This is a genomic window from Nocardia sp. NPDC059240 (assembly GCF_042753865.1).
Taxonomy (GTDB): domain Bacteria; phylum Actinomycetota; class Actinomycetes; order Mycobacteriales; family Mycobacteriaceae; genus Nocardia.
Genome location: NZ_JBHZAC010000011.1, coordinates 191,628 through 208,094 on the forward strand (window position 1 = coordinate 191,628; position 16,467 = coordinate 208,094).

Below are 16,467 nucleotides of genomic sequence, written 5' to 3' on the forward strand. Positions count from 1 at the left end.
GAACGGAGGTTGCCGTCAGTGAACGGGCGGCAGCACCGTACGGAAGGGGTGGGCGGGATCGAAGATCGAGATCGGCGGACCCTCCCCCGCCGGATGCACCTGCAGCTTGCCGGTGTCGTCGATGAGAACGCGCCGCCCCGGATAGGTCCGTCGAGCGATCTCGGCGTCGCGGTCGTCGAACGCATCACAGCCGGTGAAAACCAGGACACCGTAATGCAATTCGGTCGCGTAGCAACTGGCCGGCCAGCGATGCAGCCAGACGTCGAGATCGAAGAGGGATTCGGGTTTGGGCAGGTCGGTGCCAACCGTCATGCGGGGATCGTAGTCCCGTAACACGCAGCCCGGATCGAGTTCGGCGAGCGCGTCGCGGCGAGTCCCCGTATGGATTGCGTCAAGGTCGCGCGTCCATTCACAGGATGCTCTTATTGCAGTGCAACTGCAATAAGACGTAGAGTCGAGACATCACCCGATACCGAGGAGATCACCGATGACCACCGAGCCCACGGAACCCACCGCCCCCATCATCGCCGCATACCAGCGCGCCCTGTCGACACTGCCCTTTACGGACACCGCCGACTTCGACGACGCGGCCCGCGGACTGATCGCCCGGCGGGAGCCCGGCGCGATCACCGATGACAACGGAAAAGTGGTGTGGGACGGGGATTCCTACGACTTCCTCGGCGGCGACTGCCCCTACTCGGTGCATCCGAGCCTGTGGCGGCAGTCCGAACTCGCCTCGCAGCAAGGACTTTTCGAGGTCGTGCCGGGCGTCTACCAGGTGCGCGGCTTCGACATCTCCAATATGACGCTCATCGAGGGCGAGACCGGCGTCGTCATCATCGACCCGCTCACCACCCGCGAAACCGCCGCGGCCGCACTGGCGCTCTACCGCGACCACCGCGCGCACCGGCCCGTCACCGGGCTGATCTACACGCACTCGCACATCGACCACTTCGGCGGCGCGGAGGGCGTCATCACCGCCGAGGACGCCACCTCGGGCCGCTGCCCGGTCATCGCGCCGGAGGGCTTCCTCGAACACGCGGTGGCGGAGAACATCTTCGCTGGGACCGCCATGGCACGCCGGGCCGGGTACATGTTCGGCACCGGACTCCCGCACAGCGTCAAGGGCACCGTGGGAACCGCACTGGGACAGACGATTCCGGTCGGCACCGCCGGAATCATCGCGCCCACCGTGGATGTGACCGAGAGCGGACAGGAGATCGTGGTGGACGGGGTGCGGCTGGTGTTCCAGCTGACACCCGACACCGAGGCACCCGCGGAGATGAACATCTTCCTGCCCGACCATCGCGCATTGTGCATGGCGGAGAACGCCATTCACACCATGCACAATCTGCTCACGCTGCGCGGCGCGCTGGTCCGCGACGCCCACAACTGGGCCTGGTACCTCACCGAGGCGATCAATCGCTATGCCCGCAACTCGGAGGTGGTGTTCTCCTCGCACCTGTGGCCCACCTGGGGCACCGAGCGGGTCGTGAAGTTCATGTCGCTGCAGCGGGACATGTACGGCTACCTGCACGATCAGACCCTGCGCAAGCTCAATCAGGGACTGGTCGGCACCGAGATCGCCGAGGATTTCCCGCTGCCGCCGGCGCTCGAGCAGAGCTGGCACACGCACGGGTACTACGGCACGGTCAGCCACAATGTGAAGGCCATCTATCAGCGCTACATGGGCTGGTACGACGGCAATCCCGCTCATCTGTGGGAGCACCCGCCGGTCGAGAACGCCACCCGGCACGTGGAATTCATGGGCGGCTCCACCGAGGTGCTGCGCAAGGCCCGAATCGCCTATGACGCAGGCGATTTCCGGTGGGTGGCGCAGGTGGTCAACTACGTGATCTTCGCCGAGCCGGGCAACGAGCAGGCGAAGGCGTTGCAGGCCGACACCTTCGAGCAGCTCGGCTATGGCGCCGAGTCGGCCACCTGGCGCAATGCCTACCTGTCCGGTGCGTACGAGCTGCGTCACGGCGGCTTCGGCACCCCGGCCAAGTCCGAGTCGGCCGCCTCCATGCTGCGGGGCCTGACCGTCGAGCAGATCTTCGACGCCATGGCATTGCGGGTGAACGGGCCCAAGGCATGGGAATTGCGACTGGTCATGGACTGGACGCTCACCGATCAGGGCCGGACCCACCGCATCGAGATGAGCAACGGACTGCTGGTGCACTACGACCGCTTCGAAGGCGACGGCCTGCCCGACGCCGACGCCACCTTCGAACTGACCCACCCCACGCTGATTCGGATCCTGCTCATGGACCGGGACTTCCCGGCCGCCTTCGCGCGCGGCGAGCTGCGGGTGCACGGCGATCCTTCCGCCTTCGGCGAGCTGGTGGCCGCACTGGACGAACCGGACCCGGACTTCGCTATCGTCACTCCCTGACGGCGGCGACGGGAGGTCTCATGGTGGAGGCCGGTACGGAACAGTTCATCGATGCCTGGCAGGACCGGGCGGTGGCGCTGATCGCGAACTTCGCGGTCGGCGCGCCGCCCTATGACGCGCTGCCGAAGTCGATGATGGACGCCGACTTCCTGCCCGCCGCCTACCTGAATATCGACCTGTTCTTCCGGTTCGTGCGCACCGGGGCCGAACCGAGCGAGGTCGATACCGAGCCGCTGGTGGCGCGGGCGGTGTCACTGGTCCGCGACGGCATGCCACTGTCGGAGGCGCTCACCAACTATCGGGTGGGGCTGACGTTCGTCTGGAATCAGGTGGTCGGCACGCCGGCCCCCGAGGCGGCGGTCACCGCGGCCACGAGCGCGTTCCGGCTGGCCCAGTACGTGGCGCTGATGACGAGCCGGATCGCGGACGCCTGCGTCGACGATGTACGCCAATCCCGCTACGACCGCATCGAACAGCATCGGGCGATCGCCGAAGCCTTGCTCACCGGCGGCGATCCGTACGAATGGGCCGAGGACGCGGCCGTCACCCTGGTGGACAGCTACGTGGTGGCGGTCATCCGGCTCGGGGACGCCGCGCCCGGCATCCTCACCGAACTGCGGCGGCGACTGGGCGGCATCGCGGGCAGCTTCCTCTACCGCGACAGCGGCGGGTGGACGACCCTCCTGCCGTTGCGCGCGGCCGCCGACGAGAGCGCGGCCATCGGCAGCCTCACCGAGATCCTGCAACCCCGCAATCGCAGCGCGAAATCCGCACTGTGGGTGGGCATTTCAGCCGCACCGACCCGTGATCGACTACCCGCCGCGTTCGCCGAGGCACGGGTGCTGGCCGAGACCGGCCGCGCCCTGCGCCGCCCGGGCATGGTCTGCCGGCGCGAGGACATGGTCTTCGAATACGCCATCGCCACCTCGGGCGCGACCGCCAACCTGATCCAGGTGCTCGACCCGCTCGACGCGCAGCCGGTGCTGGCCGAGACCCTGGAGGTGTTCATCCTGCAGGACTTCAACCAGAACGGCACCGCCCGTGAGCTTTCCGTGCACCGCAATACGGTGACCTACCGGCTCACCCGCATCGCCGAACTCACCGGCTACGACCCGCAGACCCCGACCGGGATCTCGACTCTCATGGGCGCGCGGGTGGCCCGCCAGCTCGGCGAGCCCGGCCGCTGATTCCGGGGATCAACCGGTCGCGCCGACGAGCAGTCCGACGATGAACTGGACGAAGCCCTCGATGCGCTCGCGCGGATAGGCGTCCGGATCGCTCACCGCCAGCCGGCCGAGCATTTCCGCGATGGTCAGCAGGGAGTTCGTCAGCAGTCCGGAATCGATTCCGGCCCAGCGGGGATCGGCGACCAGACCCATCCGGACCACCGCCTCGGCCTGGTCGAAGATGCCCGCGCGGGAACTGCGGATGGCCTCGCGATACTCGTCGGGGGCATTGCCGGGGCCCGCGAGCAGTAGCCGCCAGCGGGTCGGATTGCTCAGCGCCACATCGACGAACGCCCGGACGGTCCCGGAGGCGGCGACCACCGGGTCCGCGCCGAGCAGATCGGTGGGCAGGGTGTCGGCGACCTGTTCGAGGGCGCGTTCGCGTTCGCGTTCCAGCAGGGCGGCGACCAGGTCGGCGCGGGTCTTGAAGACGGTGTAGAGCACCGGCTTGCCGACCCCGGCCTCGGCGGCCACGGCCTCCATGCTCAGTTCGTGCAGTTCGGCCTTCTCCAGGACGGCGAAGGCGGCGTCGAGCAGCTGCGCCCGGCGTTCCTCGGGGGGCAGCCGGGGCGCGTAGCGGCGGCGTGGTCGATCCTCGGCCGCCCGTGCGTGCGCTGCCGCCGCAGGGGGTTTGCTCACTGCCACTCCGCTTTCACCGGCCCATTCTGTCATCCCGGTTCCCGAGGTCACGCGCCTGTCCGAACTAAAGCTACGCGCCCGTTGTATTCGGCGCCAGCAATTGCTACGGTTGCGTCATATTGCATGGGATCGAGCCCGTAGAGGAGCCCCAGTGAACTTCGATCCGACCAACCTCCGCCGAACCGATTACGGCTTCTTCGGCCCGGATTCGCCGAGCTGGAAGGTGTGGACCTCGCCCACCGCGGTGATCGGCTTCCAGCGCGCGGTCACCCTCGAGTTCTTCGATCCCTTCCTGACCGCGTCGGTCGCCGACACCGGCAAGATCTACTCCGACGCGCGCAGCCGGCTCGACGCCACCTTCGCCTACTTCCTGATCGTGGCGATCGGCGACTCGCGCACCGCGATCCAGGCCTCCGAACACCTGATGACCGTGCACGCCAAGAGCACCGGCATCGAGCCGATCAGCGGCAAGCGCTACAGCCCCAACAACCCGGAAACCCAGCTGTGGATCCACATCACGGGCTGGCAGTCGGTGCTCAAGGCCTACGAGATGTTCGGTCCCGGACTGACTCCCGAGGAAGAGGCCCGCTACTGGCAGGAGTGCCGGATCGCCGCGGAACTGCAGACCTGCGATCCCGCGGACGTGCCCGTCACTCGCGAGGGGATTCGCGAGTACTACGCGAATGTCCGTGCGCGCCTGTGCAGTTCGGAACGCGCCGAGGAGGGCATGCACCAGATGCTGTTCACCTCTCCCAAGAACGGCGCGGGCTTGACGTACGCGCTGGGCGCACGCCTGCTGTCGTTCGCCTCGATCGCGACGCTGCCCAAGTGGATGCGGCATCTCGGCCGCTTCGACCGGCCCCGCATCGTGGACCTGCTGGTGAAACCGGCTGCGCGGATTCTGGTCTGGCTGTTCACCCTGTTCAACAAGGCGGGCCTGATCATGGCCGCGCCGATCATCGCGCCGATGGCCGGGCAGATCCTCGAACAGCACTTGAAGTTCGAGGTCCCCGAGCACGCCGAGACGGTGACACCGGCGGCCGCGCGGGAACTCTACGGCAGCCGGGGTCATCGAAGCGTCTCCGCCGCAGGCTGATTCGGCGACCGGACCTCATCGACAGGTGAGGTCCGCTGCGGGGCGGATGCCGTCGAGCAGGAAACGCTCGACGGCTTCGTCGGCACAAGGGATCGGGGACGGATACGCGCCGTGCCCACCGGCGTCGACGGTGACCATGCGGGCCCGATCGCCTAAGGCCCGCCGCAGGTTCAACGCGCCGCTGTACGGCGTGGCCGGATCCCGGAGGTTCTGCACCAGCAGCACATTCGCGGGGCCGGAGGAATTCACGACCGTGCGCGGGGCGGGCGGGAACGGCCAGGTCGCGCAGGGTGAATAGCCGTGCGGCATACCGGCGGTGAGCGGATAGCGGGCTCGATCCTCGGCAACGGCGGTCGCGTAGTCCGGCACGGCGGTCGGCCAGGCCACGTCATTGCACAGGGTGGCGACCAGGACGGCGGTCGATCGCTGGGCGGGTTCCTCGGGTGCGGCGGGGCGGGCAGCGGGCAGCGTTCCCGAACCGGCGGCGGCATTGATCACCTGGGCCACTCGGGGAAAGTTCCGGTCGTCGTACAGGCCGTCGAGCAGGATCTGACGTAATCCATTGCCGCTCAGGGTCGATAGTTCAGCTCCCGGCCAGGGCAGCGGACTGCGATCCAGACGTGCCGCGAGCGTGAGGAATTCGCCGCGCACGTCCTCGGGCGTCGCCGCGACCCGGTCGGGATTGCCGGCCGTGGCGGCCCAGCGAGCGAAGTCCGGGAACCGATCCTCCACGCCGACGGCGTAATTGGCCTGCCAGGCACGCTCGACCCGGTCGGGGTCGGGGTCGTCGTTGCTGTCGGACAGCACCCGGTCGGTCCGATCGCCGAACAGCGTGGTGTACACCGCCAGCACATACGTGCCGTAGGACTCGCCCCACGCGGATATCTTGTTCTCCCCCAGCGCCTCTCGGATGCGATCGAGGTCGCGCGCCTCGGTCCGGGTCCCGATCGACCGCACCAGCGCGCCGCCATTCTGTGCACACGCCCGAGCCACGCCCTGCTCGATCTCGACATTCGCCGCGATGCCGCCGTCGGCGTCGGGCCACGACCGCAACCGCTCCACAGCCAGATCCTGCGGTGCGAGATGGCAATTCGCCGGGGTACTGGCACCCAGGCCGCGCGGATCGAATCCGATCAGGTCGTAGGCGTCGCGGACCGACTCCGGCAGTTTCGCGCCCCGGGTCGACGGCAGCCCGAGCCCGGACCCACCCGGACCGCCCGGAATCAGGAACAGGACGCCGCGCCGCTGCTGCGGATGCGGGCTGCGGATGCGCGAGACGGCGAGGGAAATCCGCTCACCGCCGGGCTTCTCGTAGTCGAGCGGCACCGACACCGTCGTGCACTCCTGGCGTGGGTCCAGCCCGCTGCCCTGGCAGGCCGTCCAGGTCGGCGTCGCCTCGGATGCTCGCTCGCACGCTGTCACCGCGGACATCAACAGCCCCGTCAACCCCAGCGCCACGCCGAGCCGCACTCTTCGCTTCATGTCGTCGACGCTAGGAATCGGGAGTCCTCGCGGACCTCACCCCACGGTGCCGGTCTCGACTCCCCCTCCAGGACTATGCAACGCCGGCGATTTACGGCGCGACCGCCAGGAACGCGAACGCGCCGAACAGCGACAGATGAACCGTGCCCTGCAACAGGGTGGCCCGACCGGGGACCACGGTCAGCAGTCCGACGACGACGGTGAGAGCGAGCAGCACCATCTCCGTCGCGCCCAGGCCCAGCAGCAGCGGGGTATCGATCCAGATCGAGGCCACCGCGACCGCGGGAATGGTGAGGCCGATGCTGGCCATGGCCGAGCCGAGCGCGAGATTCAAACCCACCTGTACCCGGCCGCCCCGCGCGGCCCGCACCGCGGCCAGCGCCTCGGGGAGCAGCACCAGCAGAGCGATCACCACACCCACCGCCGCCCGCGGCAAACCCGCCGCGTCGACGCCGGATTCGATGGCGGGCGAGATCGCCTTGGCCAGCCCGACCACCCCGACGAGGGCCACCAGCAAGAGCCCGGCGCTGGTGCGGGCGGCACGCGCGGTCGGTCGATCATGCTCGTCGGCCTCGCCACTGCCCGGTTCGACGGGCAGGAAATCTTCCTTGTGCCGGATGGTCTGCACGGCCACGAAACAGCCGTAGAGCACCAGGGAGGCGACCGCCGCGAAGGCCAGTTGCGCGGGCGAGAATTGCGGTCCCGGTTGACTTGTCGTGAAGGTCGGCAGCACCAGGCTCAGCGTCGCCAGGGTTGCGACGGTGGCCAGCGCCGCGCCGGTGCCCTCGGCATTGAAGACCGCGACCCGCCGCCGCAGCGCGCCGACCAGCAGCACCAGTCCGAAGATGCCGTTGCAGGTGATCATGATCGCCGCGAACACGGTGTCGCGTGCCAGTGGTGCGGCCTTGTCACCCGCCGAAATCATCAGCGTCAGAATCAATCCCACTTCGATGACCGTGACCGCGACGGCAAGTACCAACGCGCCGAACGGTTCCCCGACCCGGTGCGCCACCACCTCGGCGTGATGCACGGCCGCCAGGACGGCCGCGAGGAGCAGGGCGAATATCGGGATGTCGGCCAGCAGTGACAACTGGCGCCCCCAGACGGCGGCGAGTACTACGACGGCGAGCAGGGGAACGGCGACTGTCCAGCGAAATCTCTGCATATGCTTTCCAGCATAGAGAGCGCATGTAACAGTTTCGGATCGTCATGATCCATAGACGTTCCACGCGGTAAGGCGCTCAACTTGTAACCAGCCGTTCAGAACCATTTTTCCGGCGGTTTTGTGATCGCTACCACGTGGAACGACATTGGCATATGGAACACCTTCCGCACTCACATGAGCGGAGTGAAGTCCCGGCTCGCGAGGTACTCCGGTCGCGGATACGGCGCGGCGAACGGGTCGAGCAGCGTGTTGTCCACGCTGTTGAACACCAGGAACAGATTCGAGCGCGGGAACGGGGTGATATTGCCCGCCGAACCGTGCATGAGATTCGAATCGAACAGCAGCGCCGAACCGGCCGGGCCGGTGAACTGGGTGATGCCGTGCTTGCCCGCGAGGTCGGTGATCGCCTGCTGCGAGGGGACGCCGATCTCCTGGTGGCGCAACGACTCCCGGTGATGATCCGGCGGCGTCTCGCCCTGGCAGGGCACGAACGTGCGGTGCGAGCCGGGCATGACCATGAGACTGCCGTTGAACGGGAAATTGTCGGTCAACGCGATCGACAGGCTCACGGCGCGCGGCGCGGGCATACCGTCCTCGGCATGCCAGGTCTCGAAATCCGAATGCCAGTAGAACCCGCTGCCGGTGAAACCGGGCATGTAGTTGACGCGCGACTGGTGCAGGTACACCTCCGAGCCGAGGATCTGGCGGGCCAGTCCGGCAATTCGGCTCTCGCGCACCAGATCCGCGATCAGGGCGCTGAGGCGGTGCACCTCGAAGATCGAACGCACCCGGTGCGAGCCGGGCTCGAGGATGACGCGCTCGTCCAGCATCAGTTCGGGATCGCCGGTCAGTCTGTCGATTTCGGCGACGACGTCGACGACCTCGTAGCGGTCGAGCAGGCCGTCGAGAATCGCATAGCCGTGGTCGTCGAATTCGGCGAGACCCGGCGTGCCGATCTCACCCCAGACGGTCGGGTCGTCACGATCGATCGGCGGCGTGCCCGCGACGGTGCGGGTGCGGTAGCGGTCGATTCTGCCATTGTCAGACAACGTCATTCAGGACCTCCTCGTCGACGGTGACCAGCGGGTAGACGCCGTGCTCGTCATGCACTTCCCGTCCGGTCACCGGCGGATTGAACACGCACAGCATGCGCATGCGGGTGCGGGCGAACAGGCGATGGCGTTCGTGGCCGTCGAGCAGATACATCGAGCCCGGGCCCAGTTCGTAGGTGAGTCCGCGGTCGAGATCGACCACGGTACCGGCACCCTCGACCAGCCAGACCGCCTCGACGTGATGCCGGTAGTGGAACTCGTGGATGGTGTCGGCCTCGATGGTGGTCTCGTGGAAGGAGAATCCGACCCGGTCGCCACCGAGCACGATGCGCTTGCTGCGCCAGCCCGGACCCGAGACGTCCCGATCGGTACCGGTGATCTCGTGCGTGGTGCGAACGATCATGTCAGTACCCCCGCCCGTCGGAGACCGCATCCATCGACGCGGCCAGCAATTCCAGGCCGTGATCGAGCTCGGCGTCGGTAATCGTCAGCGGCGGCAGCAGTTTCACCACCTCGTCCTCGGGGCCGGAGGTCTCCACCAGCAGTCCGCGCTGGAAGGCGGCCGCGCACACCTTCTCCGCCCGCGAGGCGTCCTCGAAGACGACGCCGTGCACCAGGCCGCGCCCGCGGGTGCTGATGCCGTCGAAGGCGGCGACCATGCCGGTCAGGGCGCTGTCGACCCGCTCGCTCTTGGCTCGGGTGGCGGCCTCGAGGGTGTCGTCGGCCCAGTAATGCTCCAATGCCGTTCGGGCGGTGACGAAGGCCGGATTGTTGCCGCGGAAGGTGCCGTTGTGCTCGCCCGGCTTCCACAGGTCCAGTTCGGGTTTGAACAGCACCAGCGCCATGGGCAGGCCGTAACCGCCGATGGATTTGGACAGGGTCACGATATCCGGTGTGATTCCGGCCGTTTCGAAGGAAAAGAACGGGCCGGTGCGGCCGCAGCCCATCTGCACGTCGTCGACGATCAGCAGAATCTCACGGGCAGAACACAATCCGGCCAGCGTGCGCAGCCACTCCACGCCCGCCACATTCACCCCGCCCTCGCCCTGCACCGTCTCGACGATCACGGCGGCGGGGCTGTCCAGCCCGGAGGAGGCGTCGTCGAGGACGCGCTCCATCCATTCGAACGAATCATCGTCCGCGCCCGAGAGATAGCCGTCGAACGGCATCGACGTGGCGTGCTGCAGTGGCACGCCCGCGCCCGCCCGCTTGGCGGCATTGCCGGTGACCGAGAGCGCACCCAGGGTCATGCCGTGAAAAGCGTTGGTGAAGTTGAGGATTTCGGTGCGGCCGGTCGCCTTGCGGGCCAGCTTGAGCGCCGCTTCCACGGCATTCGCGCCGGTGGGTCCCGGGAACTGCACCTTGTAGTCGAGACCGCGCGGCCGGAAGATGCGGTCGCGCAACGTTTCCAGCAGTTCCCGCTTGGCCACCGTGGCCATGTCCAGGCCGTGGGTGAGCCTGTCACCGGCGATGTAGTCGAGCAGCGCCTGCTTGAGCACGGGATTGTTGTGGCCGTAGTTGAGCGCGCCCGCCCCGGCGAAGAAATCCAAGTATTCCCGGCCGGTTTCGTCCCGCAGCCAGGCTCCGGACGCGGTGTCGAACACGGTCGGCCAGGAGCGGCAGTAGCCGCGCACATTCGATTCGAGCTCCGCGAAAACCGTCATGTCGGGGATAGTCATCGCCATACCTCCTGAGGGGTGACCGGTGCGATGCGGTAGAGATCCTCGGGCTGGTGCCCGCCCGGAAACTGGTCCGCCGTGAACAGCGGGGTGCGGGTCAGCGCCGCACCCCGCCGGCGGGCCAGGGCCGAGAACGTGGCGACCGAGGCCGGATTGTCGGGAGAGATCGTGGTTTCGAGCTGCGTGACACCGTGGGCCGCACAGCTTTCCAGCAGCACGTCGAGCATGGCCACGGCCAGGCCCTGACCACGGTGCGCGTGGTCGACGGCCACCTGCCACACGAACAGGGTGCGCGGCCAGGCGGGGCGGGTGTAGCCGATGACGAAACCGGTTACCTCACCGTCGATTTCGACCACCAGCGAGGTGTCGGAGAAGTCCCGGCACCACAGCAGGTAGGCGTAGCCGGAATTGGTGTCGAGCACCTGGGATTCCTCGGCGATACGCCACATGTGCGCACCGTCGGCGAGCACGGGCTCGCGAATCCGAACGGATCGAGTGTCGAGGGTTTGCTGGGATATCGCGTCAAATTTGCTGATTGGGATCTGCATGACTCCCTCAGCCTGACCGTGAAACTTTGAGGTCTACCGTGCGAACTCATTGCGATCTCATGACGATCCGATGACCGCGCGCCGTAAAGAGCTCCGGAAAGCCGCTATTTCGGCATGTCGAGGCGATATCCCAGACCACGGACCGTGACCACGATGCGCGGTTCGGACGGATCGGTCTCGATCTTGGTGCGCAGTCGGCGGACATGCACGTCGACCAGCCGCTCATCACCGAAGAAGCCTTCGTCCCAGGCCCGTTCGAGCAGCAGCGGGCGGCTCAGCACCCGGCCCGGATTGGCGGCCAGTTCACACAGCAGCCGGAATTCGGTGATGGTCAACGGAACCGTGTCGTCGCCGCGGCGCACCACCCCGCCGTCCGGCGAAAGCACCAGCGCGCCATGCTCATCGGTGTCCAGCACGATCTCGGCGGGCGGTTCGCCGACCGGATCCTCCGGCAGCGCGCCCAGATGCGGGCGGCGGCGCAACGCCCGGATGCGGGCGCTGATCTCCTTCGTCTCGAACGGCATGGTCACGAAATCATCCGCGCCGGCCTCCAACGCCGCGACCACATCGTGGGTGTCCTCGGTCCCGCTGACCACCAGGATCGGCACCTCGTGCGCGCGGCGCACCTCGCGAATACAGGTGAAGGCGTCCATTTCACCGACCAGCAGATCCACGATCATCACATCCGGCGCCCCCTGGGCGCGCAGGCGCTCCAGCGCCAGCTCGGCAGCGCCCGCCGCGTCGACGTCGTAGCCCTCCAGTTCCATCGCCTCGCGCAAGGCGATGGGGACCCGGTCGGCATCCCCCACGATCATCAGGCTCGCGGCCATTAATCCACATCCTTTCGTCCGGAGGACGTCCCGATACGTCCAGCGGACAATCACCGCGCCGCGGTGATCGCATTCGACTAGGTCGAATACCCGAACCTTAGTTCAGCGAAACATTGGGTGATTCCGGTTATGCGGATCGATAGCTCACGCACATCAATCGAATTGCCTCATGTCACAAGGTTATAACGAGAGAACACGACCGGCAGTTCTCGACATTCGGGTGGCCGGGCCCATTTGCGACATTGTGAGAACAGGCACAGGCGATTTCGGCGCGGAGTCAGTGCGAGCGGTCGCGCACCGCGATGTCGATGACCGGGCTGCGCGCGGGGTCCAGCCAGCGCATCACCTCGTTCAATTCCCCGCCCGGCAGGGCGACGCAGCCCGCGGTGGGATTACCGTCACCGACGTGCAGGAAGTAGGCCGAACCCGCACCTCGGACCACGGGCGAGCGGTTGTAGTCGATGACGACCGCGTGGTCGTAGGCCGGACCCGCCGTGCCCAGATCCTCACCGGCGGATTCGTTGAACGGGCAGGTGCCGGGCGCGCACGAGTAATGGGTGTTGTAGTACTTGGAGTCCACATCCGAGACCCACCAATCCGAATCCGTCACCCGCAGATACGGAAGTTTGGTCCCATTGTCGGCCGCGATGCCGAATGCCTCTGTGAGGGGCCAGATTCCGGCCGGGGAACGCGTCGCCGTCTCGCTGGTCAGGCCGATGCCCTGCGCGCCCACATCGGCGCGGTAGGGGCCGATCACGCGGACCCATCTCGTTCCGCTGCCGGTGTCACTGCGGTTCCAGGCGGTCAGGGTGGCCGTGGTGGCGGTGGCCGAATCCGCGATCACCGTGATGAGCTGTTCGGCGGGCCCGGAGTAGGCCGGCTGTTCCTCCGGCGGAGCGGGCTTACCGGCGCAACCGGCGACCGCGGCGAGGACGGCGGTGGCCATGATCGCGGAGACCAGGCGGCTGCGGGCGATGGGCATAGTCCTGCCAGTCTGCCGCACCCCGATAAGCTCCAATCCTTATGGCCCTGAACTCGACCATCCACACCGTCACCATCCATCTGGCGGATGTGGATCGCAACGTCTACGAAGAGCTCGAGCTCCGGGTCGCGCGGCACCCCTCCGAGACCGCCGAATACATGCTGACCCGCATCCTGGCCTACTGCCTGGAATACACCGAGGGAATCACCTTCAGCGACGGTGGAGTCTCCTCCGCCGACGAGCCCCCGGTCGTCATCCGCGACCTCACGACCCGGCTCGTGGGCTGGATCGACGTGGGCGCTCCCGACGCGGACCGAATCCACCGCGCCAGCAAACTCGCCGACCGAGTCGCCATCTACACCCACCGCGACCCGGTCAAGGTACTGGCCGCCTTGCCCGCCAAGCGGATTCACCGCGCGGCGGACATCCCGGTCTACGCCTTCGACCGCGATTTCATCGCCGCCGGAGCCGCGGCCTTCGACCGCCGCAATGAGCTGACCCTCTCGGTCACCGACCGCCACCTGTTCCTCGAGGTGAACGGCACATCGCTCTCGACCGATATCACTGAGTATCGCCTGGACGAGCCTCAGGGCTGAGCGCCGAAACGACCTGTCGCCATTGCGGATTCGCGGAGGCGGGGCGGGAACCCCGGACCCAGTCGGGCGGAAATGTCTTCGTGGTGAAGGGGCTCGCGGCAATGGGAGCAGACGACTTCGGCGTGGGTGTCGTGGTCGCAGGCGGTGTGGTGCAGGACGATCGGCTTGCCGGTGTCCGGGGCGAGGTAGCGGTCGCCCCAGGCCATCATGGCGGCGATGACCGGGAAGAAGTCGCGGCCCTGATCGGTCAGCCGGTATTCGTGGCGAATCGGGCGGTCCTGATACGGGACCTTGATCAGCAGGCCCGCCTCCACCAGGCGGGTCAGGCGCTGGGTGAGGATATTGCGGCTGAGGCCCAAGGTGGCTTCGAAGTCGTCGAAACGCTTTGCGCCGTAGAACGCTTCGCGCAGGATCAGTGGCGTCCACCAGTCACCCAGCAGGTCGACCGTGCGGGCCACGGTGCACGGCCAGTTCGCGAAACTCGTTCGTTTCATGCGGTCACGGTATCCAGGCGGGCGGGGACGTACTTGTGCCAGGGGGTGCCGACCCATTCGTCGCGGGAGTCGAAGGAGGTCAGTTCGTTCGGGGCGGCACCGGTGGTGACGCGGGTGCCCTGGGCGTCGTCGACGGAGAGACCGAAGCCGTTGGGCAGCGACAGGTGGCCGGGCCGCATGCGGTCGGTGGGCTCGACCGACACCTGGGCGGAGCCACGCCGGGTGGTCACCTGAACCAGGTCACCGGCGGCGAGGCCGAGGCGGTCGGCGTCGGAAGTGCTGATCCGGAGGGTTCCGGCCGCATCACGCTTGCGCCAGGCCGGATCTCGGAAGATGGTGTTGGCGGTGAAGGCCCGTCGCTCACCGGCCGAGAGGATGAACGGCCAGTCGCCGCCGTCGTCCGGGGCATCGGGCAGGGTCGCGATCACTTCCAAGAGTTCCGGGATCTCCAGGCGGATCACCTTGTCACGCAGCCGATTCCAGGTCTCGGCATAGTCGTCCTCCGAGATGACGACGCCGTGCTTGCCAGTGAGGATGGCCTCGAACAACCGCTCCCCGGCCGCCAAACCCGTTCCGTACCCGGCACGTTCGACGCTGGCCGGGAACTTGCGCACCATGTTGTAGGCCGCCGCCCACAGCAGCGCGGCCGAGGCCGCACCGTCCGGCAGCGTCTCCCCCAGCGTGCGATACAGCAGCACGGGAGCCAGTTTCGAGCGGACCGGATCGCCGAGCACTCCCAGGAACGCCATCGCGAAGGCTTCGCGGCCCTGCGCGAGCGCGGCCCGCAGTGGCGCGTAGTCGGCCTCGCCGACGACCCCGGCGGCCTCGGCCAGCCGGGCATGGATCTCGGGCTCGGGCAGCACGCCCTCCGGCGCGGGCAGCACCGGGTGGCGCAGGTGGAAGATATTGCGCGGGAAGTCGAAGTTGAAGAATGTGGCCTCGTACTTCTCGAACTGCGTGGGGGCGGGCAGCACGTAATCGGCCAGGCGGGCGGTCTCGGTCATCGCGACATCGATCACCACCACCAGTTCCAGCGCCTCCAGGGCCTCGCGCATGCGCGCCGAATCAGCCAGGGAGTGCGCGGGATTCGCGCTCTCGACGATCATTCCGCGATACCGGGCGGGATGATCGGTGAGGATCTCCTCGCTGATCACATTGCACGGCACCAAGCCACTCACAATGTGTGCGCCGACCACGGGACTCTTGGGCCCCTCGCCCGCCGGATGCCCGCGGTCGTGTCCGAGATTGGTCAACCCGGTGAAAGCGTATTGGGTGCCGGGCTTTCCGACATTGCCGGTGAGCACCCACACCAGCTTCTCGACATAGCTCACCACCGTCGAATACCGGTTCATCTGCACGCCGAGATCCTCGAGCGCGGCCACCGAGGACGCGCGCGCCAGCCGGTGGGTGGCGGCGGTGACCAGATCCAGGTCGACATCGGCGATGGCGCAATACTTTTCGATCGGTACCGCGCGCAGCACCGGCAGCACGGCGTCCAGTCCGGTGGCGTGCTCGGCCAGCCAATCCTGGTCGATCAGGTTGTCGCGCACCAGGATCGCGGCCATCGCGGAGAGCAGATACACGTCCGTGCCGGGCCGCAGCTGCAGGTGGAAGTCGGCCAGCTCGGCGGTCTCGGTGCGCACCGGATCGAGCACGATCATCGACCGGGCGGGATCCTTGGCGATCTCCTTCAACACCGTGCGAGCCCGCGGAAAGCCGTGCGACTGATACGGATTCTTGCCGATGAAGAACGCCACCTCGGCGTGCTCCACATCGGCGCGCAGCGGGTGACCGGCCATGCGGGCGCCCACCCAGAAGTCACCGGTCTTCTCCTGTGCCAGCGCACTCGACCGATACTTGATGCCGTAGGCCGCCAAGGTCGCGGGGGCGTACGCGCCGCCCAGGTGATTGCCCTGGCCGCCGCCGCCGTAATAAAAGATCGACTCCCCGCCGAAGTGGTGGCCGAGTTCCAGCAGCCGGGCCGACACCTCGGAAATCGCGGTGTCCCAATCGATTTCCTCGAAGCTGCCGTCCGGCCGCCGCCGCAATGGCGAGGTCAGCCGGCCGGTGTGCCCGTTCTGGTAGCGATCCAGCTGCAGGGCCTTGTTGCAGGTGTAGCCCTCCGACGCCGGGTGCAGCTTGTCACCGCGGATCTTCTCGAAGGTCCGGCCGTCCGGCCCGAGCAGCACCTGGATGCCGCAATTGCACTCGCACAGGATGCATGCCGTGGGCTGCCACTCCGTCATGTGAGCAGCGTAACTCGAGTCAGTTCACTAGCGCTAC

16 protein-coding genes are annotated in these 16,467 nt (G+C 67.4%); 4 read left to right on the forward strand and 12 right to left on the reverse strand.

From position 1 onward, the window contains the following. Positions 1-15: 15 nt before the first annotated feature. Complete coding sequence (locus ACFXHA_RS34770) at positions 16-312, reverse strand: hypothetical protein (protein ID WP_379363751.1); 297 nt, start codon at positions 310-312, stop codon at positions 16-18. A 175-nt stretch (positions 313-487) separates the two neighbouring features. Between ACFXHA_RS34770 and ACFXHA_RS34775 the strand changes: the two genes are divergently transcribed. Continuing rightward, on the forward strand, positions 488-2,395 hold the full coding sequence (locus ACFXHA_RS34775) for an alkyl/aryl-sulfatase (protein ID WP_379363753.1): 1,908 nt from the start codon (positions 488-490) through the stop codon (positions 2,393-2,395). A 20-nt stretch (positions 2,396-2,415) separates the two neighbouring features. Beyond that, entirely contained in the window at positions 2,416-3,582 is a 1,167-nt protein-coding gene (locus ACFXHA_RS34780; protein ID WP_379363755.1) for a PucR family transcriptional regulator, read from the forward strand. Positions 3,583-3,591: 9 nt separating this feature from the next. On the opposite strand, the gene ACFXHA_RS34785 is transcribed toward ACFXHA_RS34780, so the two are convergent. Continuing rightward, positions 3,592-4,260 (reverse strand): TetR/AcrR family transcriptional regulator, encoded by a 669-nt coding sequence (locus ACFXHA_RS34785; protein ID WP_379363757.1) that lies wholly within the window; start codon positions 4,258-4,260, stop codon positions 3,592-3,594. 151 nt (positions 4,261-4,411) lie between these two features. On the opposite strand from ACFXHA_RS34785, the gene ACFXHA_RS34790 reads away from it, so the two are divergent. Further along, on the forward strand, positions 4,412-5,356 hold the full coding sequence (locus tag ACFXHA_RS34790; RefSeq protein WP_379363759.1) for an oxygenase MpaB family protein: 945 nt from the start codon (positions 4,412-4,414) through the stop codon (positions 5,354-5,356). Positions 5,357-5,371: 15 nt separating this feature from the next. Here ACFXHA_RS34790 and ACFXHA_RS34795 read toward each other — a convergent pair whose 3' ends face one another. The 8 genes from ACFXHA_RS34795 to ACFXHA_RS34830 all read right to left on the reverse strand — a co-directional run bounded on the left by ACFXHA_RS34795 (position 5,372) and on the right by ACFXHA_RS34830 (position 13,094). Further along, entirely contained in the window at positions 5,372-6,838 is a 1,467-nt protein-coding gene (locus tag ACFXHA_RS34795) for an alpha/beta hydrolase (RefSeq protein ID WP_379363761.1), read from the reverse strand. A 91-nt stretch (positions 6,839-6,929) separates the two neighbouring features. Next, positions 6,930-8,003, reverse strand: a complete 1,074-nt coding sequence (locus ACFXHA_RS34800; RefSeq protein ID WP_379363763.1) for a calcium:proton antiporter — start codon at positions 8,001-8,003, stop codon at positions 6,930-6,932. 170 nt (positions 8,004-8,173) lie between these two features. Continuing rightward, entirely contained in the window at positions 8,174-9,058 is an 885-nt protein-coding gene (thpD, locus tag ACFXHA_RS34805) for an ectoine hydroxylase (RefSeq protein ID WP_379363765.1), read from the reverse strand. Further along, a complete protein-coding gene (locus ACFXHA_RS34810) occupies positions 9,045-9,458 on the reverse strand; it encodes an ectoine synthase (protein WP_379363767.1) in 414 nt (137 codons plus the stop codon). The genes thpD and ACFXHA_RS34810 overlap by 14 nt, the downstream gene beginning before the upstream one ends. A 1-nt stretch (position 9,459) precedes the next feature. Next, positions 9,460-10,734: a diaminobutyrate--2-oxoglutarate transaminase gene (gene ectB, locus ACFXHA_RS34815; RefSeq protein ID WP_379363769.1), complete on the reverse strand. Its 1,275-nt coding sequence runs from the start codon at positions 10,732-10,734 to the stop codon at positions 9,460-9,462. Next, the gene (ectA, locus tag ACFXHA_RS34820) at positions 10,731-11,282 is read right to left on the reverse strand and encodes a diaminobutyrate acetyltransferase (RefSeq protein ID WP_379363771.1); all 552 of its coding nucleotides are present in this window, start codon (positions 11,280-11,282) and stop codon (positions 10,731-10,733) included. The genes ectB and ectA overlap by 4 nt, the downstream gene beginning before the upstream one ends. 104 nt (positions 11,283-11,386) lie before the next feature. Then, positions 11,387-12,112, reverse strand: coding sequence for a response regulator transcription factor (locus ACFXHA_RS34825; RefSeq protein WP_379363773.1), 726 nt, complete (start codon positions 12,110-12,112; stop codon positions 11,387-11,389). A 277-nt stretch (positions 12,113-12,389) separates the two neighbouring features. Then, positions 12,390-13,094 (reverse strand): L,D-transpeptidase, encoded by a 705-nt coding sequence (locus tag ACFXHA_RS34830; RefSeq protein ID WP_379363775.1) that lies wholly within the window; start codon positions 13,092-13,094, stop codon positions 12,390-12,392. 41 nt (positions 13,095-13,135) lie between these two features. Here ACFXHA_RS34830 and ACFXHA_RS34835 point away from each other — a divergent pair, with 41 nt between their 5' ends. Next, complete coding sequence (locus ACFXHA_RS34835; protein ID WP_379363777.1) at positions 13,136-13,690, forward strand: YaeQ family protein; 555 nt, start codon at positions 13,136-13,138, stop codon at positions 13,688-13,690. Here ACFXHA_RS34835 and ACFXHA_RS34840 read toward each other — a convergent pair. Together ACFXHA_RS34840 and ACFXHA_RS34845 are read right to left on the reverse strand one after the other, a co-directional pair. Continuing rightward, positions 13,681-14,184 (reverse strand): winged helix-turn-helix transcriptional regulator, encoded by a 504-nt coding sequence (locus ACFXHA_RS34840; protein WP_379363778.1) that lies wholly within the window; start codon positions 14,182-14,184, stop codon positions 13,681-13,683. The two genes, ACFXHA_RS34835 and ACFXHA_RS34840, sit on opposite strands and share 10 nt — an antisense overlap. Further along, positions 14,181-16,430, reverse strand: a complete 2,250-nt coding sequence (locus ACFXHA_RS34845) for a molybdopterin-dependent oxidoreductase (RefSeq protein WP_379363780.1) — start codon at positions 16,428-16,430, stop codon at positions 14,181-14,183. Before ACFXHA_RS34845 ends, ACFXHA_RS34840 begins: the two co-directional genes overlap by 4 nt. Between the last annotated feature and the right edge of the window lie 37 nt (positions 16,431-16,467).